The sequence below is a fragment of the Microcystis sp. LSC13-02 genome (assembly GCA_002282935.1).
Taxonomy (GTDB): Bacteria; Cyanobacteriota; Cyanobacteriia; order Cyanobacteriales; family Microcystaceae; genus Microcystis.
On record MTBT01000100.1, the window covers coordinates 16,033 to 42,251 of the forward strand.

At 39.8% G+C, this 26,219-nt stretch carries 20 protein-coding genes and 2 pseudogenes; 18 read left to right on the forward strand and 4 right to left on the reverse strand.

Annotated elements, in window-relative coordinates; translation table 11 throughout:
* Nucleotides 1-213: 213 nt before the first annotated feature.
* From BGL89_RS05980 to BGL89_RS06055, 16 genes are all read left to right on the forward strand, one after another.
* Nucleotides 214-435 carry a peptidoglycan-binding domain-containing protein gene (locus BGL89_RS05980; protein ID WP_190357750.1) on the forward strand — a complete coding sequence of 74 codons (222 nt, stop codon included), beginning with the start codon at nt 214-216 and terminating at the stop codon, nt 433-435.
* A 27-nt stretch (nt 436-462) separates the two neighbouring features.
* Nucleotides 463-1,245 carry an SH3 domain-containing protein gene (locus BGL89_RS05985; RefSeq protein WP_008198577.1) on the forward strand — a complete coding sequence of 261 codons (783 nt, stop codon included), beginning with the start codon at nt 463-465 and terminating at the stop codon, nt 1,243-1,245.
* A 113-nt stretch (nt 1,246-1,358) separates the two neighbouring features.
* Nucleotides 1,359-2,231, forward strand: coding sequence for an SH3 domain-containing protein (locus BGL89_RS05990; protein WP_151696143.1), 873 nt, complete (start codon nt 1,359-1,361; stop codon nt 2,229-2,231).
* A 41-nt stretch (nt 2,232-2,272) separates the two neighbouring features.
* Entirely contained in the window at nt 2,273-3,172 is a 900-nt protein-coding gene (locus BGL89_RS05995) for a glycoside hydrolase domain-containing protein (RefSeq protein WP_286824917.1), read from the forward strand.
* A gap of 50 nt (nt 3,173-3,222) precedes the next feature.
* On the forward strand, nt 3,223-4,008 hold the full coding sequence (locus BGL89_RS06000) for an SH3 domain-containing protein (RefSeq protein WP_286824918.1): 786 nt from the start codon (nt 3,223-3,225) through the stop codon (nt 4,006-4,008).
* A gap of 85 nt (nt 4,009-4,093) precedes the next feature.
* The gene (locus BGL89_RS06005; RefSeq protein WP_286824919.1) at nt 4,094-5,392 is read left to right on the forward strand and encodes a family 10 glycosylhydrolase; all 1,299 of its coding nucleotides are present in this window, start codon (nt 4,094-4,096) and stop codon (nt 5,390-5,392) included.
* Between the two features lie 49 nt (nt 5,393-5,441).
* A complete protein-coding gene (locus tag BGL89_RS06010; RefSeq protein ID WP_286824920.1) occupies nt 5,442-6,674 on the forward strand; it encodes a lipase family protein in 1,233 nt (410 codons plus the stop codon).
* Nucleotides 6,675-6,723: 49 nt separating this feature from the next.
* Nucleotides 6,724-7,323, forward strand: coding sequence for a DUF3616 domain-containing protein (locus BGL89_RS06015; RefSeq protein WP_286824921.1), 600 nt, complete (start codon nt 6,724-6,726; stop codon nt 7,321-7,323).
* Between the two features lie 101 nt (nt 7,324-7,424).
* A complete protein-coding gene (locus BGL89_RS06020) occupies nt 7,425-7,712 on the forward strand; it encodes a 3D domain-containing protein (protein ID WP_286824932.1) in 288 nt (95 codons plus the stop codon).
* Between the two features lie 41 nt (nt 7,713-7,753).
* A complete protein-coding gene (locus tag BGL89_RS06025) occupies nt 7,754-8,551 on the forward strand; it encodes a DUF2272 domain-containing protein (RefSeq protein ID WP_002750566.1) in 798 nt (265 codons plus the stop codon).
* Between the two features lie 42 nt (nt 8,552-8,593).
* Nucleotides 8,594-10,081 carry a hypothetical protein gene (locus tag BGL89_RS06030; RefSeq protein ID WP_286824922.1) on the forward strand — a complete coding sequence of 496 codons (1,488 nt, stop codon included), beginning with the start codon at nt 8,594-8,596 and terminating at the stop codon, nt 10,079-10,081.
* A 58-nt stretch (nt 10,082-10,139) separates the two neighbouring features.
* Nucleotides 10,140-11,141, forward strand: a complete 1,002-nt coding sequence (locus BGL89_RS06035) for a hypothetical protein (RefSeq protein WP_286824923.1) — start codon at nt 10,140-10,142, stop codon at nt 11,139-11,141.
* Nucleotides 11,142-11,290: 149 nt separating this feature from the next.
* Nucleotides 11,291-12,271 carry a DUF3616 domain-containing protein gene (locus tag BGL89_RS06040; RefSeq protein WP_286824924.1) on the forward strand — a complete coding sequence of 327 codons (981 nt, stop codon included), beginning with the start codon at nt 11,291-11,293 and terminating at the stop codon, nt 12,269-12,271.
* A gap of 407 nt (nt 12,272-12,678) precedes the next feature.
* Nucleotides 12,679-15,801: a DEAD/DEAH box helicase gene (locus tag BGL89_RS06045; protein WP_286824925.1), complete on the forward strand. Its 3,123-nt coding sequence runs from the start codon at nt 12,679-12,681 to the stop codon at nt 15,799-15,801.
* A gap of 13 nt (nt 15,802-15,814) precedes the next feature.
* Complete coding sequence (locus BGL89_RS06050) at nt 15,815-16,654, forward strand: SWIM zinc finger family protein (protein WP_286824926.1); 840 nt, start codon at nt 15,815-15,817, stop codon at nt 16,652-16,654.
* A gap of 105 nt (nt 16,655-16,759) precedes the next feature.
* Complete coding sequence (locus BGL89_RS06055) at nt 16,760-18,784, forward strand: potassium channel family protein (protein WP_286824927.1); 2,025 nt, start codon at nt 16,760-16,762, stop codon at nt 18,782-18,784.
* A gap of 197 nt (nt 18,785-18,981) precedes the next feature.
* Here BGL89_RS06055 and BGL89_RS06060 read toward each other — a convergent pair whose 3' ends face one another.
* Nucleotides 18,982-20,763, reverse strand: a complete 1,782-nt coding sequence (locus BGL89_RS06060; RefSeq protein ID WP_286824928.1) for a hypothetical protein — start codon at nt 20,761-20,763, stop codon at nt 18,982-18,984.
* 265 nt (nt 20,764-21,028) lie between these two features.
* Here BGL89_RS06060 and groL point away from each other — a divergent pair, with 265 nt between their 5' ends.
* Both groL and BGL89_RS06070 read left to right on the forward strand, forming a co-directional pair.
* Complete coding sequence (gene groL / locus BGL89_RS06065) at nt 21,029-22,702, forward strand: chaperonin GroEL (protein ID WP_286824929.1); 1,674 nt, start codon at nt 21,029-21,031, stop codon at nt 22,700-22,702.
* Between the two features lie 190 nt (nt 22,703-22,892).
* On the forward strand, nt 22,893-24,782 hold the full coding sequence (locus BGL89_RS06070) for an ABC-F family ATP-binding cassette domain-containing protein (RefSeq protein ID WP_286824930.1): 1,890 nt from the start codon (nt 22,893-22,895) through the stop codon (nt 24,780-24,782).
* A 110-nt stretch (nt 24,783-24,892) separates the two neighbouring features.
* On the opposite strand, the gene BGL89_RS06075 is transcribed toward BGL89_RS06070, so the two are convergent.
* The 3 genes and pseudogenes from BGL89_RS06075 to BGL89_RS06085 form a co-directional block, all read right to left on the reverse strand.
* Nucleotides 24,893-25,390, reverse strand: coding sequence for a hypothetical protein (locus BGL89_RS06075; protein WP_286824931.1), 498 nt, complete (start codon nt 25,388-25,390; stop codon nt 24,893-24,895).
* Between the two features lie 158 nt (nt 25,391-25,548).
* A pseudogene (locus BGL89_RS06080) lies at nt 25,549-25,778 on the reverse strand (hypothetical protein); the annotation flags it as partial.
* A 99-nt stretch (nt 25,779-25,877) separates the two neighbouring features.
* Nucleotides 25,878-26,219: pseudogene (locus BGL89_RS06085) on the reverse strand (hypothetical protein); the annotation flags it as partial.

The window sequence follows — 26,219 nt, forward strand, 5'->3', positions numbered from 1 at the left end:
CTCTTGTTATATAGGGATTATTTTTTAAGTTTATCGTCCCTCCTAGTTGTTAAAATTAGGAGATTTTTTGGTAGTTATTTTTATTTTAATTGCTATTAAGAAATATTACAAAATTCGCAAAACTTATTGACAGTTAAATAATTCAAGCAATATGCTTAGATGTAGAGTTAAATAACTTAAAACAACCCTTTAATTTTATGAAGGAACAATCTAATGTCAACCTCAACTGAGACGAGTTTTCCCAACGAATTGATGCCTAACTTATTTATAGGTATGACGGGTTCTGATGTAGAAAAATTGCAACAGAAATTACAAGAGTTAGGTTTTTATAGTGGACCCATTGATGGTCTTTTTGGTCAAGGAGTTGAACAAGCTGTCAAAGATTATGAAGACAGTAGACTTCTTCCATTGATAAACAGTTTGTTAATCGTCTAATTCTCATTAAAGGACATAGTTATTGTTATGGTTCGTGTAGTTGAAAATACCGCAGGCAAAACAAGAGATTTGCCAATTGCTTCACGCCTCAAGCAAATATTATCATTTGCTGCCTCTGTGGCTGGAATTGACGAGGTTAGAGTTGAGTCAGGTGGTCAATGTGCAATCGGTACTTGTAGTAAGCGGGTAGGGAGTACTCGACATGACTTAGGCAATGCTGCTGACTTAGACCTGATAAAAGATGGTCGTGTTCTTAAATTTACTGATTCAAATGATTTGCCTTTATTTGAGGCATTTGTTGAAGCTGCGGCAAGTTTTGGTGCTACTGGAATCGGTGGAGATGTTGGTTATATGGGGCCAACAAGAATTCATGTTGGCTTTGGGAGCCGTGCTACTTGGGGAGGAAATGCTGGCAGAGGAGCGGCTCCCAGTTGGCTAGAAAATGCTGCTACAAAAGGTTGGAATAACCCACTTTCCTTCCCAAACCCTCAAAATGGTTCATCTCTGTTTTCAGTTAACGCACGTAGTGGGCTAAATCTCAGATCTGGCCCTAGCCAAAGCTTTAAAATTATTAGAACACTTTCCTTAGGGACTATCCTTACGATACAAGGATTTGATGGAGCAGATCAAGAATGGGCTCAAGTTGATCTTGAGGGCGATGGCGTTATCGATGGCTATGTATTCAGAACATTTTTAAAACCAGTGCAAGAGGGATCACTGCGAGTGATGGCTTTTTCAGATCAGGCAAACATTGAAGAAGAGGAAGAAGGTTGTGCTGCGGATAATCCACAAGGTTTCACAGAGGAGTAAGTAATGTTATCTAAGTAGTGAAAGCTAGTTTTCGCCACTATTGCCATTTTAGGTAATACAAATTCTTGTCAACTATAACTGTAAATTTTGCAAGCCTTTAGTCCATTTTTGCTATGAGTATTCAAGACGACATTGTTTGGTTTAAAGACCAATTTCAATCAGATATCCTCGCCGCTATTGATAATACACCTTTCCGCCTTGAACTATTAGTGGCGATCGCCTTACAAGAAACTGGCTATCTCTGGCGTAATATTTACAAAAGAGAAAGTGTAGCAAGAACCCTAGAGCTTTGTGTTGGAGACACAATCGGTGCGCCTGATAGAACCGCCTTTCCAGTTGATAGAGCGGCACTGGAAGCAAAACCGAAAGGCAAAGAGATGTTTCAAGTTGCTCGTCAAGCACTTGAAGATATTGCCTTGTACAATAATGACTTCAAAGTTGCCGCCAGAAACCCAGATAGATTTTGTCGAGGCTTCGGCATCTTTCAATATGACCTACAATTTTTCTTAACCAATCCAGATTATTTTTTAGAAAAACAGTGGTACGAATTTGATCAATGTTTAGCCCGATGTGTTGAGGAATTAAAATCAAAATTAATCAGCACCTATGGCAAGGATAAAACCAGCTTGACTGATAAAGAAATGGTCTATGTAGCTATTGCTTATAACAGGGGAAGTGTTGATTTTAGCCGAGGCTTTAAACAAGGCCATAAAGATAGCAGTGGCAAGTATTACGGTGAGTATATCTGGGAGTATTTGCAATTAGCCAAAGGTAGCTCCACCAATACTCAACAATACCGAGTTAATGCTCGATCGGGTTTAAGACTCCGCTCTGGGCCTGGCACTAATTTTGATACCATTGAGTTACTTCCCCTTGGTCGTCTCGTTTTTGTTGGCAAAAGACAGGGCGAATGGGTTGAAGTAGATTTGCAAGGCGATGGAGTTATTGATGGCTTTGCTTTTGCTAGTTATTTGGCTCCAGTTTAGTTACTTTTTTAACTTTCTTGATTTTTAAGGAAATTAGTCCTATGGCACAGGGAAAAGTTACAGCCAGCACTTTAAATTTACGCACGGCTCCTAACACAGCAAGTAGCACTTTAGCAAGTTTACCGACAGGAAAGGTTGTTGATATTCTTAGCACCGTTACAGGAGGCAATTACCCCGTAAGTAGTGGAACTTCCAATCAATGGCATAATGTTCGTGTCGATGGCCAAACAGGTTTTGTAGCCGCAGCCTTTATTCAACCTTTGGCTCCCCCCGGAACCTTACAAGGCAATATTGAATTGGCTCCCCCCGGATTAATTGGTTTTGATTGTGCAAGCAAGTTAAATCCGACATTAATTAGTAAATTTGCCAATGACCCTAAAATTTTTCGTTATTGTTTGCGCTATCTTTCTTTAGGAACACAACAAACAAATGTTGATTTAAGCCGTCAAGAAGCGGAAGACATTTTAGCATCAGGATTAGCTCTTAGTCCCGTTCAGCGAGTCCGCACATCAGGTTGGATTCCGACAGGTTCTTTAGGAACGACGACAGGTCAAAATGCTGCTAATAATGCAGTTTCCGTCGGTTTTCCGGCAGGAATTAATGTTTGGTTAGATTTAGAGGGCGTGAAGTCAGGGACTTCTGCAAGTAATGTTATTGCCTATTGCAATAATTGGTTTAATGAAGTTGCGGCCAAAGGTTATGTTCCTGGTATTTATGTTGGTGCAAATGCAATTCTCACAGGAACTCAACTAGCTAATTTAAAGTTTCAACATTACTGGAAATCAGGAAGTACAGTTCCAAGTATTCCAGGGCGGGGTTATCAGCTAATTCAAACCATCCCTAATCCTCCGATGGGTGAACTAAGGCATGGTATTCACATTGATTACGACGAGACCCAAACAGACAGCCTCGGTGGTCAAGTGATTTGGCTAAGTCGCTAGTTTTTTTTCAATCCCTCAATTTTTCATTGATTCAATTCAGGAGTAAACCAATGGCTCGTACTGGACAAATTACCGCAAGTACCCTTAATTTACGCACATCTCCCAATACTTCAAGCACTATTTTATCTGCTTTTCCTACGGGAACTCTCGCCGAAATTTTAGATACCGTAACCGGCGGAAGTTACAGTTTACCGGCGGGGGGAACATCAAATCAATGGCACAAAGTAAAAGTTGCTGGACAAGAAGGTTTTTTAGCCGCAGCATTTATTATTGATACGGGGAATCCAGACGGGACTAGCAAGGTTCTTGACGCAATTTTCAAAGTTAATGCTGGTCACATCTATTACCGGGCAAAAGATATTACTGGAGATGGCAGGGCTGAAACTTTTTGTAATTGGTTTGCCGCCGATGTCTTAGATCAATTAGGAATTGGTTTGCCTCGCTTAGATGCTAGTGCAGGTTCCTATGTTGAACCCCATCCTATTTATGGAAATAATACGCCTTTTAAACCCTTTTCTGCGGAAGCTTTGTTTACTTTTTTTCAAAATCAAAATGCGAGTGCAACAGGGACGTGGAAATTAGTGAGTTCCGACACTGCCGATAAAGCTTCTGCTCAAAGTGCAGCTATTAGCATTGCTAAAGGCGATAAAGTTGTAGTTGCTTCTTTTCCTGGAGTGCGTGGTAGTCGTCAAGGTCATATTGCTATTGTTCGTCCTGACAGTTCGGCTAGTGTCAGAATTGCTCAAGCAGGTCGTGTCAGTAGCAATAATTTAGCCTTAAGTGATGGCTTCGGTAGTGCTTTAAGCTCCACTAAGTTTTTTACTTTTAAGGGTTAATCTCTTTCAAATATCCCTCTTGTTTTGAATAAGGGGGATAAATTTCTATCTCTCTATATTGTCTAATTCTTGTAAGGTTACAATCATGGCTCAAGGCAAAATTACGGCAAGTTCTCTTAACTTAAGAAGTCAACCCGATTCCACTACAGATGGTAATATTATTAAGCCGCTACCGACAGGAACTTTGGTTGAAATTATCAAAACTGTTCGGGGAAGTAGTTATACTTTTGGGGGTGGAACTCGTAATGATTGGACACAAGTTACAGAGGGAACTGACACTGGCTTTGTCGCCGCCGCTTGGGTAGCTCCTATTACGCCGCCGCCACTACCACCATCAATCACAACAGAAGTACGAGGAGTTTGGATTGTTGACCGTACTCACAGTTCTGTTTTAACTTCTCCGGCAACCATTAGTAACGCTCTCAATTTTTTGCAACGTAATGGCTTTAATACTGTTTGTCCTGCGGTTTGGAATCGAGGATTTACCGCTTTTCCAAGTACTGTAATGACGAAGAATGGTTTCCCTAATCAAGACCCTGGTTATGTAGGTTTTGATCCTTTAAGGGAGATTGTTAAACAGGGCAAAAGTCGGGGAATGATGGTTTTTCCTTGGTTTGAATATGGATTCGCGGCTTCACCCGATGCTGATGGCGGTCATATTTTGGAGACTAAACCTAACTGGTCAGCTTTAGATAGTTCAGGCAATAAAGTTCAACATGGCGGATTAACTTGGATGAATGCCTTAAATCCAGAGGTTCAACAATTTATGCTGGATTTAATTTTAGAAGTCGTTAATACCTACGATGTGGATGGAATTCAGGGATGCGATCGCTTTCCTGCTATTCCTTTTAATGGCGGCTATGATCAAGCGACTAAAGATAAGTATAAAGCCAAACATGGGGTTAATCCTCCCAGTGATGGCAAAGACCCCATTTGGATTAAATTCCGAGCCGATATATTGACTAAATACTTAGCAAGTATATTTGAGAAAATTAAGAGTACAAAATCTACTTGCATCGTTTCAATGTCGCCTTCACCATTTCCTTTTGGGCTAAATAATTTGATGCAGGATTCAGAGGTATGGGTTAAGCAAGAGATCGTAGATTTTTTGCATCCTCAACTGTATCGAACCAGCTTTGCTAACTATAAAACAGAAGTAGATAGCCTGAAAACACGGCTTACGGCTAGTCAACTTAAAAAAATCGCACCTGGAATCGCTTTTACTGCCAGCCGAACAATCTTAACAACAAGTGATATTGTGCAATCCATTAAATACAACCGTAGTCAAGGTTTGGGCGGTCAAATCTTTTTCTTCTATGAAGGTTTGACAAGTAATAGCAATGCAATGGCGATCGCTCTACAAGCTCCGGGTATTTATGCTTGAGCTTAGTTTCAATTTTGTTCACTTACAATTGTCTTAAGGAGTTATTTGTATGGTCTCTATCCAAAAAATTCAGATCCCCGAAGGTACTGGTTTTGATCGCAAGGTGGCTATGGAATTAGCAAATCTAATCTCCGTTGCTTATAACGAATATGAAGTCTGGGATGCCAATGAAGAATTACAACAAGAAAGTAAACTTCCAACCGTCATCACAGGTTCGCAAGACTTCGCGGATCTGGAAATGGATAGTTTAGAGTGCCAAAAGAACCATGGTGAAAATACTAATTTTAAAAAACTTGATCAGTTTTGGAAAAATTCTAAAGAGTATAATCGTTGTGCTACCTTTTTCTTTCCTCAATGGTGGTGGTTTGAATTGTTAAAACCAAGTAATTTTAACAATATTTTACAATCAGATATACAGCAATTCTGGAAAAGCCTTAAAGATATTGTCACGACGGATGAAGTATTTGGCTTTATTGCTCAATCTCAAGAAAATCCTAATCAGCTTTTTGTTGTATTTCGTGGAACCCGTGAAGGGGCAGAATGGTTTAATAACTTTCGCCCTAAACCTAAGCCTTTTCTACCTGATGAGTTTACTGACTTAGGAGAAGTCAGAAATGGATTTAATCTGATTTATACGATTGACCATCCTCAAAATTCTCTACAAGCATTTCTGGGAAGGATAGGTGGTATTCCAATTCCTTTTTTGGATACCCTGAAAGCAAAAATTAATCAATTTTTTGCTAATCAAAATACTGTTTCTAGCAAGGAAGTCGTTGCTGATTTCTTTAGTAAATATTTCGGTAATCAGCAGAATTCTTCAGAAACAGAGATTTTTATTACAGGTCATAGTTTAGGGGCTGGATTAGCAACCTTAGCTGCTTTACATATTGCTAAACTTGCTGAACGTCATCAAGTTAATCCCTCAATTCAACTTTATACTTTTGCTAGTCCCAGGGTCGGTGACGAAACTTTTGCTAGTCACTTCGATAATTTTGAAAAAATTAATAGCTATCGGATTATCAATAGTGAAGACCTAATTCAAGCAGTTCCTTTCCCAACTACAGAAGTCGTTGATGAACCGACAGAGGACGGAATGAGTGAAAGTGCAAAAATCCGATTAGCTTGGATTAAAAATTTTCTGGATAAACTCACTAAAGGACAAGCAAAAAAGCACTATCAACACATTGGTCTTTCAGTGACTTTTACTCAGCAAACAGGCAAGATCGCAGGGAATCATAATTTAACTGATACCTATCGGAGAGCATTGCTTGATGATATTTAATCTGGGCTAATTGAGACTTTTTTTCTAACCGTTAGGAGGAACCTAAACCATGACTAACTTCAATTTTTCCATTATTTTTGCCGAACCCCTTAAACACTTCGATATTTGTGACGCATCGGCGGCTGTACCTTGGGGGGAAGATCGTTTTTTTGTCGGTAACGATGAAGATAATATCTTAAGATTATATGATTCTCATCAGTCTGGTAAAGCAGTTGAAAGTGTGGACATTAATGAATATTTCTTTCCTCATGATGATGAAGAAATTGACATTGAATGTGTGACAAATCTTGGTGACTTTTCCTATTGGATTACCTCCCATGAACGGAGCAAAAAAGGAAAATTTAAAGAAAAACGCCATCAATTATTTGCTGTTCAATTTTTTGATAATGATGCAATTTTGGGGGTTATAGGGCAACCTTATCAGAAATTGGTTTTACCCGATCTGTTAGAAAATTCTCTATTAAAACCATTTGATCTGAAAACAGCAGAGACAATTGCTCCGAAAGAAGGGGGGTTAAACATTGAAGGTTTAACAGCAACGCCAGAAGACGATTTGTTGATAGGTTTTCGCAGTCCTCTAAAACCTTTAACTTTGCCACAACCGGAACAACCGCTCAAACCAATTGTAAACCCTTTTTTCCGAGCTTAAAAGAGGTCATTATCCGAGCCATAAATCGCTCTTTATTTGCCCCAGCTAAAGGATCTTTTGGAGATGGTTCAGGAGGCTTTATCTTAGTTCCTTATCGTACCATTGCCGTTGATAAAACCGTGATCCCTTTAGGAACAGTTATTTATATTCCTGATGCAAGAGGAAAAGAAGTCATTTTGCCTTCGGGAAAAAAAGTGAAGCATGATGGTTATTTCTTTGCGGCGGATGTGGGTAGTGCAATTAAAGGAAATAAGATTGATACTTTTTTGGGAATTACTAATAAAAATCCCTTCTCCCATGTTAAGAGTGATCCTAGCAAAACCTTCACTGCCTTTGTGATTACTGATACCCGGATTAAAAGTGCTTTAAATACACTGCACAAATCCTAATCGTTCAATCGTTCTTTATTTTCTCAAGGAGACTTTATATCATGGCTGACAAAACCCTAAAAGCTTTAGTGAATACCGTCATTAAGGCTTTACCTCAAGATAGCAGTACCTTAACAGATTCCCAAAAATTTCCCTTAGCAAAAGGGGATACCCTAGCCATCAAACAATATCGATCCGCTCCTAATAATCACTGGGAAATTCAATTAGAAACGCCTCGTGATGGCATGACTACTTGGTTTGCTTTTATTTCTCATGTCGAAATTTTTGTCGATCAAAATTTTAAGCAAAACTTAGTTAATATTGCTACTCAAGAATGGGAATTTTTTAAAAAAGGGACAAGAAAAGAACGAGAAGATGGGTTTTGGCAACGCATTGTTACCTATTGGAAAGAAGCTCTAAATCGTAACGATATTGACACTCGTTTTGATGTGGGTAACGTACCTTGGTCAGCAGCATTTATTTCTTGGATCATGACAAAAGCAGGTGCGGCCGATAAATTTAAGCGAGATGCGAGTCATTCAGTTTATATTCGAGATAGTGTTAAAAAACGCAAAGATCAAGTCATTAATGCTCCTTTTGTGGCTTTTAAAATTGATGAAGTAACTCCAGAAATTGGTGATTTAGTTTGCGCTCCTCGTCAATCAGGAGTTACTTATGATACCACTGACAATTATATTTCTCATTGTGATTTGGTAGTAGCAAAAAGAACGAATGAAATTGATATTATTGGAGGAAATGTCAGCGATTCAGTTACCCAAAAGACCCTAAAACTTGATACCAATGGTAAAGTAAAGGACACTACTCGACCTTGGTTTGTTGTCATTAAGAATTTGCTTTAATACTTTTCCTATCCTTTCCTAATCTCTTTCAAGGACAAAACTATGGCAACTTTACAAGACATTGTTAACGATAACAAAACTCTGACCCGTTCCCAGCTAAAAGCGGATCAAGGGTTAGTAAGAGAAATTCAAACTAAACTAGCTAACTTAGGGTTATACCCCGGTGGACAATGGATTGATGGTGATTTAGGCACTGGAGATACTTTTACTTGGCGAGGACTCAAAGAATTTTGTCAAGCCTTGAATTTATCTGGACTTCCTTCTGACACAGTGGCAATTAATCCCAATATTGCTACTAATTTACTTGACACAAAACAGCTACCTTTTATCTTAGATCAAGCCAAAGATACTCAATTTATACTTAACAAATTAACCACCATCCAAGATAATTCAATCGCACCGGTCAATATTGGGGTAACTCAGTCATTCGTCGCTAGAACACTGCGGAATTCGCCTTTTGCGATGGAAGTGGACGACTATCCTGAACACTTAAAACAGAAACCAGACGGGACTAATTTAGTTTCCTACGGAACTAATTTTACTCTCGTAGGATCAGGGAAAACTATTACTTTTAGGGATTATCCCCAACGGGGAAACTTACCCAATATTGACACAAATGGCTTAAATTTTCTGGCTAGTAACATCTCTCATGCCTGTGTATGTGTGGGAAGTTTTGGCGATGGCAGCAGTCCAATCAAAACCCATTGGTTAGGGAAAGATGCCTTTAATCCAGAACAATTACTCAGTGCCACTAAATTCATTGGAGTTCTTAACGCAATTGAACAAATTAATGGGAAATTCCCTACAGTTGATGTTGATAATTGTGTGATTGAACCAGCTAATTCTCCCAAACCTAAATTTTTTGATCTGGTGGTTGATATGGTTTCCTATAGAAAAGATGCTGATGGTTCTCTGGGACGCTCGAATCAAATTGGAGCCTTGTTTAAACGCTTTACTAAACGAGCGGATTTGGAAGCTTGGCTAAAAGCTCAAACGGGAAATACCAGTTGTAAATTTACTGGGGGATATTTTAATCCTTCTCTGATTAAAGATCCAATTATCAAAGATTTAAGTAGCAGTGCTACCGTCTTAAGATCACCAGTAGATAATACCACAGGAACAAATGATGTATCGACTTATGATTTAGTGCGTTTAATTACGATGTTAGGATGGCATCTACATTTAACTACTAATACTCGTTTTATCGGCAGTCAATGGAATAGTTTAGAAACCGTTGTTCGTGCTATGGGAACCGATGCAGCACGATATATTGATGTTGCTTTAGAAACTTTAGGTGTGATAAATGTGATTAGTCAACCTGTGGTAATTTCTAAAGTTGGCTTCGGTCCTAGTTCCTTTGCTTATGTAGCTTTCGTCAAATTTGTTGATAATCGTGTGCAACCAGCTAAACTGAGAACTTTCTCCTTAGCTCTTCGTACTCCCAACGGTTCCGACAGGGAAAGAGATACCAATTTAGCCGCCGCTGTCACCGAAATTGTCCGCCGCATTTTAACCGAGGAATTGGCTTAATTTGCTTTGGTCATAACTAAAAACAAAAACTTGTAAAATCAATAGTGAGGTCTTAAAAATGAATCTAGGAACCCTTCTCGAAATTATTGTTGCTCTAATTTTTATCTACTTAACTTCCAGCCTTATTATCTCCGAATTACAAGAACAATTAGCTGCCTTGCTAGAATTTCGGGCTAAAAATTTAAAACAAGCCCTAGAAATATTCTTGGGGAAAGAGACGGTCAAATCTTTGTACAATAATGGATCGTTATTATCAAGTTTAAATCAATACACTAATTTGGGGAAGTCAGCTGGTCCTTCCTATGTTGAACCAAAAGTTTTGGCAGCGTCCCTAATTAGTCTAGTTAATAGTAAACTTTTAGATAATGAAAAATTATTAAAAGCGGATTTTTTAGGAAAAGATCTTGTTGAAGAAAAAACAGGAATCTTTAAGAAATTAGCTAGTATTTCCGATTTCTCTAAAATAGACAAATTAGCGATTGACAGATTGATAGAAATAGGTTATAGTACCAAACTCAAACATGACAATCCAACTCTGGAGAATTTTATTGATGAAATAGCCAACACTTTTACTCAAATTATGGAGCGAACATCGGGAGTATATAAAAGAAATGCCAAGGGGGTATCTTTTGCTTTTGGTTTTTTAGCGGCTGCCTTGCTCAATATTGACAGCTTTTATGTCATTGAGCAACTATCCAAAAATCCCAATTTAAGACAGGGAATTAATCAGGTGGCTACAGAAGTTTTTCAGACTAATGAATCTTGTTTTAAAGATGCTCAAGATGATCCTACCAAAGTAGCTAAATGTACAGAAAAATTACAAGTTAGTGTCAAGAATTTAGAAAAAATTAATCAACCTTTGCCGCTTGGTTGGAATGAAAAAGGATGGTTTAATGGTGAACAAATAAAAGAACAAAATGGCTTGTTACAAGCTATCTTTGGCTGGTTGATGACAGGAGTAGCCGTGGCGATGGGCGCACCTTTTTGGTTTGATATTTTAGGGAAGCTTATCAATGTGCGTAATACTGGTAAACCCATATTACCTAATACTCAGAAATAAATAACTATGTTTGTCACCTTAAAGATTTTCAATCAATCCTCAAACCAGTCCTTTCTGAGATTATTTCTAGTCATTTCTTGTCTTTTTCTCCTCTATCGCCTATAATTTTCTTAGTCCTCACTTTTCCAGTTAACAAGGAGAATACAATCATGCAATCTCTCAAATTTTCTATTATCCAAGAAATCAAACATCAAGGAATTTGTGATGCTTCTGCAGCCACTGCTTTAGGAGAAAATAAATTTGTTGTTGGTAATGATGAGGCCGATCCAGAATTAGGTAATATTCTCTGGATTTATTCCTCTCAAGAGTCGGGAAAAGCACTGGAAACCATTGACATTAATAGTTGGCTGAAAAAAAATCCTAACAATAAAGAAATCGACTTGGAGGGGGCAGCTGTACTAAATGACATAATCTATTGGATTACTTCCCATGGTCGCAATAAAAATGCTGAACGAAAACTCCCTCGTCATCAATTTTTTGCTAGTAAAATTACCGATGACGGCTCTAGTATAGTTCAAGTGGGTGAGTCTTATACTCAGTTAGTCTTGCGCGATATTATCGAAGACTCTGACTTGGCTAAAATATTTGATTTCAAAACAGCAGAAACCAAAGCTCCCAAAGCTAAAGGTGGATTAAATATTGAAGGTTTAACGGCAACTCCAGACGGAAATATCTTAATCGGTTTTCGTAATCCTACCCCAAACGATAAAGCTCTTTTATTAACTCTAAAAAATCCTCAAAGTTTAGTTATTAATTCCAGCAATGATCGGGCTGAATTTGGTGATCCTATCTTGTTAGATTTGGGAGGATTAGGAATTCGTAGCATTGAATTTTGGGCAGCTTTAGAAGTATATTTAATTATTGCTGGAGAATTTCATGGAGGCGATCAATTTGTTTTCTATACTTGGTCAGGAAAAAAAGAAGATGCACCAGAAAAGATAGAATCACTGCAATTCCCTGACGGGTTTCGTCCAGAAGCTTTGTTGTTTCATCCGCATCTCAAAGATCGCTTTCAGATTTTAAGCGATGATGGTACAATCGAGCGAGTTGGCAATACTCCCTGTAAAGATATTATCGATAAAAATAATCCCGAAAAATATTTCCGCAGTATTTGGGTAAAAGTTAATTAATACCAATTCTCACCCATCAAAACTACAGATCGAATTATCGAATTTAAGTTCCCATTTCCCCTTTTTCCCATTTTAAGGGAGACGAAGGCAGGGGGATCGAACTCTTGTAGCCGGATTTCGGAGAATTGATATAATTAGACATCCCTCTTAGTGGAACCTCAACAAAACCTAGAACAAAAATAGCTTTAAACCCATGTAGGGATAAGCTTTAAGCTCAAAAAACCGTTGATCACGTCTTCTCAATGGTTTTTTCTCCTAGAAGCTCTATTAACCTTTTTCTCTTATCCAGAGGACTTCTGGGTTCGCAAAGGGACAAAAAAGTGTGGAGAATCCTCCCATAATCGCTACAATTTTTCTAGAGGCTAAGTATTGCCCTCATTTAAGTTCTTTTGTACTCATTGAAAACCATGAAAATTCTTCACGGTACTTGGATTCCCCAATCAACGGACGAATTTATTCAGAAGGGTAGCTTTTATCTTTGGGGAGAAACTAGCACCCCGAAAAAGAGTCGCACCACTGCTGATAATTATCATCCTTTTCAGTTAAGCAAAGAAGAATTAACTAGCTTTCTCACCGGAGAGTTAGGAATAGTTCAATCGAATTATAATCCTCTTAGTCGGCAATTTGTCCCCCGCTACTTTCTTTTACCTAGCCACGACAATCAACCTTTACCCTCCTTAGAATTACTGCGTTATCTAGAAAAAGAACCCCCAGAAAATAGCCAATGGCAATCTTGGCAAATTGATTGTTATCCCCTTAATCCTGTACTTAAACTGCTCAATGATCTGCACTTTATCTGTCTTTACAACTCCTCAGAGATTCAGTTAGGTGCAGATCTACTTTTTTGGTATCACTACAGTCAAGCTTTTAAAGAAATAATTCTCAAAGATAACTATATTCCTGCTTTTAAATATCGAGAATTAGCCACAAATAACAAGAAAACCGCTAACTTTGCCATCTACCCTCTTTGGGAAATTATATCAGCAACCTACGAAACCAATCTCGATCGCTATCTCGAATATCTTCCCCGCATTTGTCTTGCTGGTGCTGAAAATCCCCATGCTTCACCACAATTATACGATCCCAAAACCCTACTCCGGCACTTCTCCGAATGTCTCCTCAATGAAATTGTCACTAATACGGCAATTCCTGCCAGTTTTGATAAAAAAATTGGCGAGACAATTATAGGTGACTGCCTCTCTGTGACTAAAGCTGCTGGATTTCTGCAAACCGCTGCCGCTTTAGAAAAATATCAACAGTGGCAAACTTGGAGACAGCAATTACTAGGAGACCAAAATATATCTAGTTTTAGCCTTGGTTTTAAACTAACGGAAGCACCAGAAGATAATATTGAACAGTGGCAAATTACCTTTATCCTCATCTCTAAACAAGACCCCTCCCTGCGATTAGAATTAGACGAATATTGGTATGCAGTCCCCGAAACTAGAACAAGCATACGAGCGCATTTTGGTCAAGATTTAGACAAAAATATTTTACTAAGTTTGGGTTATGCTGCCCGTATTTATCCCCCTATTTGGCAAGGATTAGAAACGGATAAACCGACGGGATTTTCTCTCAATCTTACAGAAGCTTTTACTTTCTTGAAAGAAACTGCTTGGATTTTAGAAGATGCGGGATATAAAGTGATTATTCCCGCTTGGTGGACTCCCCAAGGTCGTCAGCGCGCCAAAGTTCGGCTAAAAACTACTTCTAAATCGGGCAAATCTACCCCCGTTAGTAAAGGAATTTTTAGCCTTGAAAACATCATTGAATATCAATATGAATTAGCCATCGGTGAAGAAACTATTACCCAAGAGGAATGGCAACAATTAATTAACACCAAAACACCCTTAGTTAAATTTCGAGGTCAATGGGTAGAATTAGAACAAAATAAAATGCAGCAAATGCTGGATTTTTGGCAGAAATATCAGCAGGAAAATCCTGAGATGAATCTGATTGAATTAATGAAAAAAGCTGCCGAATACCCGGAGGAGATTATTGTTGAAACCGATGAATTTTTGGGTTCTATGCTAGAGAAATTACAAAATCCTAGTCAACTAGAACCGATCGAAAATCCTCCCCAATTACAAGGAACGCTGCGGGAGTACCAAAAGCGCGGGGTTGCTTGGATTCAATACCTGGAACAATTGGGTTTAAATGGTTGTCTTGCTGACGATATGGGATTAGGAAAAACTCTACAGGTAATTGCTAGATTGGTTGGGGAAAGAGAGGGAGATAATAATGTTTTACCAACTCTGCTAGTCGCACCCACTTCTGTGGTGGGAAATTGGGCAAAAGAAATTGAAAAATTTGCCCCCCATCTTCAGGTTTTAATTCATCATGGTAGTAAGCGCTATCAAGATGAGAGCGAATTTCAGACAGTAGCTAGTCAAAAGGATATCGTCATTACTTCTTTTACCCTAGTTCGCAAGGATTTGAAATTATTTAACTCGCAATCTTGGCAACGTTTGGTAATTGATGAAGCACAAAATATCAAAAATCCTAAAGCGGCACAAACTAAAGCAATCTTGAGTTTATCTGCACAACATCGTCTCGCATTAACGGGAACTCCTGTGGAAAATAGACTGCTTGATTTATGGTCAATTTTTAACTTCCTTAACCCCGGTTATTTAGGCAAAGAAACTCAATTTCGTAAAGCGTTTGAAGTGCCAATCCAAAAACAAAATGATCGTCTCCAGTCCACGGTTCTCAAAAAATTAGTGGAACCTTTTATTCTGCGTCGGGTAAAAACCGATAAGCAGATAATTAAAGATTTGCCTGACAAAGTGGAAAACAAACAGTATTGTAATTTAACTAAAGAACAAGCTTCTCTCTATGAAGTTGTCATTAAAGAAGTGGAAAAACAATTAGAAGAAGCGGAGGGAATAAAACGCAAAGGATTAATTTTATCTACCCTGATGCGCTTGAAACAAATTTGTAATCACCCGCGTCAATTTTTACAGGATAACAGCGCTTTTACTCCTGAGCGATCGCATAAGTTAGAGCGTTTGGGAGAAATGCTAGAAGAAGTAATTTTAGAGGGAGATAGTTTGCTAATTTTCACTCAATTTACTGAAATCGGGGACTCCTTACAAAAGTACCTGAAACAAACTTTTCGCTATAATACTTATTATCTTCACGGGGGGACTTCTCAACCAAAACGAGAACAAATGATCGAAGAATTTCAACATCCCGAAACAGAACCTTCCGTATTTATTTTATCCTTAAAAGCTGGGGGGGTGGGGATTACTTTAACCAAAGCAAATCATGTTTTTCATTTTGATCGTTGGTGGAATCCTGCGGTAGAAAATCAAGCAACCGATCGCGCTTTTAGAATTGGTCAACAAAAAAATGTTTTCGTGCATAAATTTGTCACTTTGGGAACCTTAGAGGAAAGAATTGATGAAATGATCGAGGAAAAGAAAAAGGTAGCTAATGCTATTGTTAGTAATGATGAATCCTGGTTAACGGAATTAGATAACGAAAGTTTTCGTCAGTTAATCGCATTGAATAAACAGACAATTATTTAATCGAGGTAAACCCATGAATAAATTTAGTAAAACTTGGTGGGGACAACGCTTTATAGAAGCATTAGAGGAATTTACTGACTCAGCACGCTTGAGTCGAGGACGTTCCTACGCAAAAAATGATAAAGTCAAGAATTATAAAATTGATGGTAATTTAATTACTGCTCAGGTGCGAGGTTCCATTAATCCCTACTTTGGAGTTTACAAAGAACCTTTGTATAGGGTGAGTATCGAGATTAAACCAATTACTAAAGCAGAGTGGTCACAAGCTTTATATAATCTTGGTTCAAGAGCGAGTATGATCTCTAAACTGCTGCTCAAAGAAGTTCCTGATAATATTGATGAAGCATTTAGCGATCTGAATCTACACTTATTACCCCACAGTCAAAAGGATTTTATCACTAATTGTTCCTGTCCCGATTGGGAAAATCCCTGTAAACATATTGCTGGAGTTTATTACCTCGTTGCTTCCCAATTAGATCAGGATCCTTTCCTCTTATTTGAATTACGAGGTATCTCTCGTCAAAAATTACTGCAAGAGTTAGCAAAAACTCCCCTCGGTAAGCTGCTTTCCTCCTCCATCCAAGAGGAAGAAATTCCTCTTAAACCCGTTACTTCCTATCACACTAAACCCGAAACTATACCAGCAGTAGAAACAATTGATCTCAAAGAATTTTGGCACTCTCATCACCGTTTACCCGAAAATCCTCAGTTAGTTAAAGCGGCAATTATTCCCGCAATTGTCATTAAAAAAGCTGGTGATTATCCTGCATTTTGGGATAAGGATACTTCCTTTATCGAGGTAATGGAAGAAATGTATCAACGGGTACGCAATAAAAACGCTGGTATGTTATAATTAGTTAGGTGTTTAAAATTGTCTAATACCCCCCTTATTAAGAGGAAATTAAGGGTGGATTAAAAGTTTGAAAAAACATCCTATTTTTTAAGACAAGCAGAATCTATGAACCAAGAATCTCTCAGCTTTGTCCATGGGAATGTCAAGTTAGCCGATCGCTTTTTAGTTTGTGGATTGGGTAGTCTTGGACAACACTGCGTCAAGTCTTTAAAAGAGTTTGGGGTTAGCGTTGTCGGTATCGAACTAATACAGCCTCCCAGTTGGGAAATTAATGATTTTCCCGATTTATTAGAGGAAATAATTATCGGTGATTGTCGTCAAAAAAACATTTTAGCAAGAGCGGGAATCGAGCGCTGTCGGGCTGCTTTAATTGTCACCAGTGATGAGCGAATTAATGCCACTACTGCCCTAATTATTCGGCAATTAAATCCCCTTACCCGCTTAGTGGTGCGTTCTTCTAAAGATAATCTCAATGAGCTACTCAAGGAACGTTTAGGCAATTTTATCGCCTATGAACCCACCCAACTACCCGCCAATGCCTTTGCTTTAGCCACATTAGGCACGGAAACCCTCGGTTTTTTGCATCTCGACGGTCAGAAATTGCGGATTATCCAGAGACAAATTAGCCCCGAAGATGGTTTGATTGATCGCTTTTTAGGTGATTTAAATACCCCCACCCGTCGTCTGTTAGCACACACAGCCCCCGATGAACCTTTAACGGCTGGATTTTATCAATGGTCCCCCACCACCACTATCCGGGCAGGTGATACCATTACCACCATCGAAACTACCTATCAAAATATCGATGCTACCCGCCAGAAACCGTCAAATTCTCGCCAGAAGTTGCGGTATTTTTGGCAAAAATTGCTCAAAGAAATACAACAATTCTGGCAATTGAGTTTTCAGCAGCAAATTCACCGGGTGGCTTTCCTGTCAGTATTTATCATTATCCTGCTAGTAATTATCGGGACTTTTCTTTTCCATCTCTACGCCCCGAGAGCTTCCTTTATTTCCGCTCTTTCAGGAACGGCGATTCTTTTATTAGGTGGTTACGGTGATGTTTTCGGTGCCTCTAACCCCGAAGATTTAAATGCAGTCCCCTGGTGGATGCAGCTATTTAGTCTCTTTTTAACCTTAGCTGGAACCGCTTTTATCGGGGTTCTCTACGCCATTTTGACAGAAACTTTATTATCATCAAGATTTCAATTTATCCCTAACCGTCCCCCAGTTCCCCAACAGAATCATATCGTTATTGTGGGCTTAGGTCGAGTCGGCACAGAAGTGGCTAATTTATTACTAGAAATGAAACAGGCGATTGTCGGGGTCAGCTTAAATAGGGATTTTGATGTGACTATGCTGCCAAAAATGCCCTTGATGACGGGAAATATCGAAGAATCTTTAAAAAATGTCAATTTAGACAGGGCCAAAAGTATAGCGATTGTTACCGATGACGAAATCCTCAATTTAGAAGTGGCCCTAACCACCCGCAAACTCAACCCCCAAAGCTACTTAGTCATCCGCACCACCGACGATACCCTTAGTCAACAATTAAGTCAAATTCTGCCCCAATCTCACATTTTAGGAACCAACACCGTGGCGGCAGAAGCCTTTACGGGGGCCGCTTTCGGAGAAAATATCATCTATCTGTTCCGTTGGGCGCAAAAAACGATTCTGGTGACGGAATACGAGATCGAAGCCGGAGATACTCTCAATGGTAGCTCGATCGGGGATATTGCCTACGGTTATCGAGTCGTGCCGATCCTACACCAACGAGAACGGGAAACCCCGAAATTAATGCCCGAAGATTATCTCAACTTACGCATCGGCGATCGCATTGTGGTGCTGGCCACCATCAACGGACTGCGACGGGTGGAACAGGGTCGTCGAACTCCCAAAACTTGGCGCGTGCGGGTGGAAAAAGCCTTTAATCGCAATATTGCCGCGGAAGCACCCACCGTAATCAGTCGTTTTTCTAATTGTCCCCTGAAAACCGCCAGCGATCTCATGGAAAATTTGCCAGCGACTCTGGGCGCCCCCCTCTACGAACAGCAGGCGATTCGATTAGTTTCCGAGTTAAAAAAAATTCAAGTTCAAGCCCTGGCTATTCCCATTAACCCGAAATCGGGGTAAATGGGAGTTAAGTAAGTAGTTATAATTAAATTGAAGATAGATTTTGCCTCTGATCCCCCCTGCCCCCCTTATTAAGGGGGGTGCCGATAGGCGGGGGGATCCCCCCTGCCCTACTTAATAAGGGGGGTGTCTGACAACTTTTAACACCTACCTACTTATCCTTTTTTGTCAAACTAGAAGGCTCTCTCGGTCTTTTTTTATGCAGTTAAAGTGACAGTAGCCTTGGCAGTTTGTCCGGAATCAGAAGTGGCAGTAATAGTAATTTTATCCCCAGCATTTCCTTGTGGGGGTGCAGTATAGGTAAATTTGGCATCAGTGGTATTTTTATCAATTTTACCGCTTTCTGGCGGTGAGATTGTGATGGTGTATTTACCAACGGGGTTAATGGTAAATTCTTTCTCCCCGTTTAATGCTAAACTTGCGCTAGACGGAGCGATAAAAATCGCTGGAGGTAGTCCCTGTCCAGTGGAACTAGCCTCTACAGTCACTTTTTTCTCTACTTGACTAATTAAATCGGGAACAAGACGTTCGCTAAATCCAGCCACAAAAGCCATTGTCAAAAGTCCATATAAATAGATGCCATTCCCATTATCTTTAGTGCTAGGCCGAATTTCTATGGGAAAAATGTTAGAGTTAAGAATTAGCAGAATAAAGAAAGCGAAACTTCCCCCTAAAATGGGCTTAGTTAGACCAATTATAAGTGGCAAGAGGTCATCGTCATATTTTTGGTTTTTGGGATTATCAAAATCTTGCAAACGAGTTAGAAGACTAACTGCTCCCCCTAAAGTGCCTGTCATCAATATCAAAATTATAAATTTTTTTGCCTCTTTACTTATGCGCGGAAATGAAGCATTTCCAGGAGCGGGTTGTTGTGGGTCAATTGGAGAATCGGGTTGTTGTTGGACAATTGGAGGTAAAGAGAAAAGTAATTCATTCACGGGAGTTTTGTCAATAATAAACCAATTCAAAGGGAGAGCTAACACTAATCCAATTAAAACTTTTGTGGGTATTTTGATAGAATGGAAAAGATTATCTCTGAAGTCAACTAGAAAAGACCCGCGATATTTCTTGATTTTTCTTAATCCTGTTTTGGCGGCATATCGTAGTTTTTGTGCCAAAATAATATTAGGTTGACCTGTTAAAGATTTAATCGCAATTTCTCCAGCATCTACCACCGCCTTTACTTGCATGATATCACAAGGTTTTGAAATGTTCATGAGTTTTACCTGCGCTATCCCTAGTATTTTAATTAATTTGGCTAATTCTCCCTGTACTTCCCGATCCAATTCTGGAGGGAATCCCGCTACTTGTTCTTTGGTTTTTCCCAGTAAAATATCAATTCTTTTATTTAGTTTGATCACCTCATCTCTAGCTTTAATTTCATTGATTAAATCGTCTAAAGTTTGAAATAAAACACTTGCTTCTTGTAGTTGTGCAAAATTATCTTTAAATTCCTTAATTAACTTTTCAAAGGGTTCATCTACTTCAGGAATTGAACTATATTTGTCTAAGTTATCCTTCAGTTTAGCAATCAAAGACTCATTTTTCTGTTGGAATTCCACAGTGGCAGAAAATTTAACCAAAGTATCTTTAATTTTTGTTTGCCAAGCAGTTAGTTTTTCCTTAAGTTTTGGCAAGTTTGGAACGTTAGCATTAGCATCGAATAGAATCGTAATTGTTGCAACTAAACTATCAGTTTCTTGGCTTAAAGTATCAAGAGGAGTTTCTGAAATTTTGCCAGTAGATAAAAGGTTGATTGTCTCCACAAGCTGATCTGTATGAGCTATTATTTGTTTTTCTAATTCTTCTTTGCTAGGTAAAGGATCTGAAAAAGTTAATTCACCTAGTTTTTGATTAAGTTCATCTCTTAAATTCTGAGTCTCTTTAGTGATATTTGTGGCTTCTTTTTGGTGAGCTAATTTAACTTTCAGAATAAATTGATTAATTTTTTGTTCGATAGCAGGATTCAGATTAATCATGGTTGTCTTCTCCTAAAAAAAAGGCGAAAATGGGCTAAAATTCTGTTAGCTTCCCGATGCTACAATAGTTATCATTGATTTTCCGCAATTATTAATAAATCTTGATAAATTTCTATTTTTTTAACTCAATTCAGTCTGCCGTAGGGACATAACACCGTTATCTCCTCAACATCGTTATCTCCTCAATAACCGCACACCGGGGTTAGCACTCAAGCCCTAAGAGTGCTAAATTAACTATAAGGAGTCCTATCACAACAGCGATACTATGTCCAAAATCATTGCCTTCAAAGATGAATCCCGTCGCGCCCTAGAAAAAGGTGTCAACGCCTTGGCCGACGCAGTAAAAATCACCCTCGGTCCGAAAGGACGCAATGTCTTGTTAGAAAAGAAATACGGCGCCCCCCAGATCGTCAATGACGGCATCACCGTCGCCAAAGAAATCGAATTGTCCGATCCCCTCGAAAACACCGGAGCGAGATTAATTCAAGAAGTAGCCTCAAAAACCAAAGATTTAGCGGGAGATGGCACCACTACCGCCACCATCATCGCCCAAGCTTTAATTAAAGAAGGTCTCAAAAACGTTACCGCCGGGGCCAATCCCGTCGCCTTAAGACGCGGACTAGACAAAACTATCGCCTATCTGGTCGAGGAAATCGCCGCCGTCGCTAAACCGATCGCCGGAGATGCGATCGCTCAAGTGGCCACCGTTTCTTCCGGCAACGACGAAGAAGTGGGAAAAATGATCGCCGCCGCCATGGAAAAAGTCACCACCGATGGCGTAATCACCGTGGAAGAATCGAAATCCCTAACCACGGAATTAGAAGTGGTGGAAGGGATGCAGATCGATCGCGGTTATATCTCTCCCTATTTCATCACCGATCAAGAAAGACAGATCGTCGAGTACGACAACCCCCTGATCCTGATTACCGATAAAAAAATCAGTGCGATCGCTGAATTAGTCCCCGTCCTCGAAGCCGTTGCTCGTCAAGGTCGTCCCCTATTAATTATCGCCGAAGATGTGGACGGCGAAGCTTTAGCCACTCTCGTGGTCAACAAGGCCCGGGGTGTCTTAAATGTCGTCGCTATCAAAGCCCCCAGTTTCGGGGAACGTCGCAAGGCGGTTTTACAAGATATCGCCATTCTCACCGGCGGTCGTCTGATTTCCGAAGAAGTGGGCTTAAGTCTTGACACGGTTAGCCTCGATCTGCTAGGGCAAGCGGCAAAAATCACCCTAGAAAAAGACAATACAATTATTGTCGCCTCCGGGGACAGCCGCAATAAAGCCGATGTGCAGAAACGTCTCGCCCAACTGAAAAAACAGCTAGAAGAAACCGATTCTGAATTCGATAAGGAAAAATTACAGGAACGCATCGCTAAATTAGCCGGCGGTGTGGCCGTCATTAAAGTCGGGGCAGCCACAGAAACCGAACTCAAGGATCGTAAACTCCGCATCGAAGATGCCCTCAATGCCACCAAAGCCGCCGTGGCAGAAGGTATCGTCCCGGGCGGTGGCACAACCTTGATTCATCTGGCTTCTAAGGTGAAGGCTTTCAAAGCTTCTTTGACTAACGATGAGGAAAAAGTCGCCGCCGATATCGTCGCCAAAGCCCTAGAAGCCCCCCTGCGTCAGTTAGCCAACAACGCCGGTGTGGAAGGCGATGTGATCGTGGAAGGTGTGCGCGATACCGCTTTTAGCATCGGTTACAATGTCCTCACCGGCAAGTACGAAGATTTAATCGCCGCCGGAATTATCGATCCAGCTAAAGTAGTACGGTCAGCCGTTCAAAACGCCGCTTCCATCGCCGGTATGGTCTTAACTACGGAAGCCCTCGTGGTCGAAAAACCCGTTAAAGAAGCCGCAGCCCCCGATATGGGCGGTATGGGCGGCATGGGCGGCATGGGTGGCATGGGTGGCATGGGCGGCATGGGTATGATGTAATTCCTGATGCCCTCTGGCCCTTGAAAATAATCTCATGCAATTGAGCCAATCTGTCCCTTTTCTGGTTAACATCGGCATTAGGGACAGGTTTTTTTCCCCCGGGAAAACCTTTTTCAGCAGAATCTGCTTAATCTATCCTTTGCATTAGTCCAGACATTACACTAGAAAAGAAGGATTATTCCCACAAATCATGACACTGCTGACGGTTCGATCGCTCAAAAAAGACTTCGGTATCAAGGAAATTCTCAAAGATGCGAGTTTTAGTCTCGATGATCGCGATAAAGTCGGCCTGATCGGTACGAATGGATCGGGAAAATCGACCCTATTGAAAATGATCGCCGGATTGGAAGCGATCGATGGTGGCGAAATTCAAATCAATTCGGGGATGAAAATCGTCTATTTACCCCAGCAACCCGATCTAGACGATGATAAAACGGTTTTAGAGCAGGTTTTCGCCGATAGTGGCGAAAGTATGACTTTAATCAAGGAATACGAGGAATTGTCCGATCGCCTTGTCCATGAGCCAGAAAATCTGGATACTATTATGGAACGTTTGTCAAGGGTTTCGCAACAAATTGATAAACTTGCGGCCTGGGATTTAGAAACCAATGCTAAAGTTATTTTAAGTAAACTGGGTATCGATAATTTTAATGCTCGCGTGGGCGATTTATCGGGGGGATATCGCAAAAGAATCGCCATCGCTACCGCACTTTTAGCCGATCCTGACTGTTTATTGATGGATGAACCCACAAACCATTTAGACGCGCTTTCCGTGGAGTGGTTACAGAGTTATTTGTCCCGTTTTCGGGGAGGATTATTATTAATTACTCATGATCGCTATTTTCTCGATCGAGTGACTAATCGCATCATTGAAATCGATCGGGGAGATTTATCTACTTATGCCGGTAATTATGCCTATTATCTAGAAAAAAAAGCTTTAGCGGAAGAATCGATCGCCAGTAGTCAACGCAAACACGCGGGAGTTTTACGACGGGAATTAGAATGGTTATCCCGGGGACCAAAAGCGCGCAGTACCAAACAAAAAGCGCGCATCGATCGCATTCAGGCAATGGGTAATAAGGAATTTAAACAGGTGGAGGGAAAAGTCGATATTGCCACCGCAGGAAGACGCATCGGCAAAAAAGTTATTGAACTAGAAAATATCTCGAAAGCTTACGGAGATCGCACTTTAATTAAAGATTTTACCTATATTTTTACTCCCGAAGATCGCATCGGTATTATTGGCAGTAATGGGGTAGGAAAATCTACTCTCATGGATATTATTACCGGGAAAATTCTCCCCGATTCAGGCACAGTTGACATCGGTTCCACTATTCATATTGGTTACTTTGATCAACAATCCGATGATCTCAATATCAATGAAAATCAAAGAGTGATCGAATATCTTAAAAGTGTGGCCGAATTAGTCAAAACCCTAGACGGCAGCGTGATTACCGCTTCCCAGATGTTAGAAAAATTTCTCTTTCCTCCCGATCAACAGTATGCACCAATTTATAAACTTTCTGGAGGAGAAAGACGACGGTTATTTTTACTACGAGTTTTGATGAGTGCGCCTAATGTTTTAATCCTAGATGAACCCACCAATGATCTCGATGTGCAGACTTTAGCAATTTTAGAAGAATATTTAGAGGACTTTAACGGTTGTGTGATTGTTGTTTCCCATGATCGCTATTTTCTTGATCGAGTAGTTGATACTATTTTTTCCTTTGAAACGGGGGGTAATATCCGTCAATATCCAGGCAATTATTCCCTTTATCTCGATCAGAAAAAAGAGGAGGAGGAACCAAAAGAAAAAAAAGTCACCCCAAAAACTGTTAAAGCTTCTCCGTCACCCGTCAATAAGAAAATCTCTTTTAAAGAGAAAAAAGAATACGAAGATATCGAGAAACAAATACCAATTTTAGAAGCCAAAAAAGCTGAAATTGAACAGGTACTTTATGGAAAACCCCTAGAAGATTTTACTAAAATAACCGACCTTACCGAAGAATTAGCTCAATTAAGTCAAAAAATTGATAATTTAACCGATCGCTGGTTAGAATTAGCGGAAAAATTAGGCTAGGATAATCCCTATTTTCCCGATCAATTTAGTCAAAACTGAGTGATACTCAATCCAGTTATTAAAGACTGATTATCTATTCCCGCTTTTGCCTTTTGCCTATTGCCTTTTGCCTATCCTGATATGTAGCCTATACTCAAGGGGTTTATTATGATAATTTCTGGTGAATCATCCTCATCCATGACCAGATCTACCGACTCCACCCGCAAGAGTGCCAAATTATCGTTAACCACCCCTTGAAGATAGATTTCCCCCATCCCTTCACCCCCCAGATCGATCGAGCCGAAAACTTGACCGGTTTTGGTATTAAAATTAAACTGAAAATAATTAGCCGAGGAGATTCCCTCGCTCACATTATCGTATTTAGCGATCTCTTGACCACTGTTATCATAAAAAGATACTTGAAAATTTTCTAAAACTCGCATTTTTCCCGAACCTTTTTCCGAAAAGATAGTCGGGGCCGTTTTTGCATCATAACTAAAAGAACCTTTAGCTGTATAGCCTTGATTTCCCAACCATTGAAAATCGATCGTCACTGCTAAAACCCCTTGGCTATTCATGTTAGCAACTAAAAGCCAAGCTAATAGTAAAGTCAATATCATCTTTTTCATTAATCGGTTATTTCAGTTACAGCAGTTATCCTAATGGTGAGGTACGAAGTCTCTGGTTTTGGAGAACAGGGAACAGCAGACCCTAGCTAGTCTTCCAGAGATGATGTCAAATCCAAGCATACTTCATCTTTTTGTCAGGCGGTAAAGATGGCTTTACTTAATACTATTTTATCACTGCCCGGAATGAAATCGGCGGTCGCATCGATTCCCAAATTGCTACTGTTGAAGATAAAATTATCGCTACCATTACCACCAGTGAGTAAATCATCGCCTGAATCGCCAATGTACCATTAATATTATTAGTCCCAATTAGTTTGAGGTTTTCGACATTATTGGGTAAGGTTCGATTAATTGCGCTTTGTCAGGTGTCAGCAATAATTACTTGTCCTCGTTTTCATCTGTGCCATCACGATTATAGCAAAAGGGATTGCTACTTGCTTCTAGTTCTGACCATCTTTCCTCTGTTTAGTTCATTTAATCGAGAAAATTATTGAGACCATTGTTCAAAAAATTGCCGCAACTCGTCAAAAGAATTAACGGTTAGTGCCGATTTCAGTAACTCGTCTAAAATCGATAATACGGAAATTTTATCAACAGCTTGTTGAATTTCCATCGGCATCTCACCCAATCGCATTTTTAAAACCATTTTAATATAATCACGAGCATTTTCTAACGCTCCAATTTCCTTACCAATTTCCTTACCAATTTCCTTACCAATTTCCTTACCGCGTTCTATTGCTCGTAACTCCATATTACTTATTAAAGGCATGGTTCTTTCCTCCTCAAATTGTTTGATTTTACTCTCTAAGCTTGACTGTAATTCAGTAGA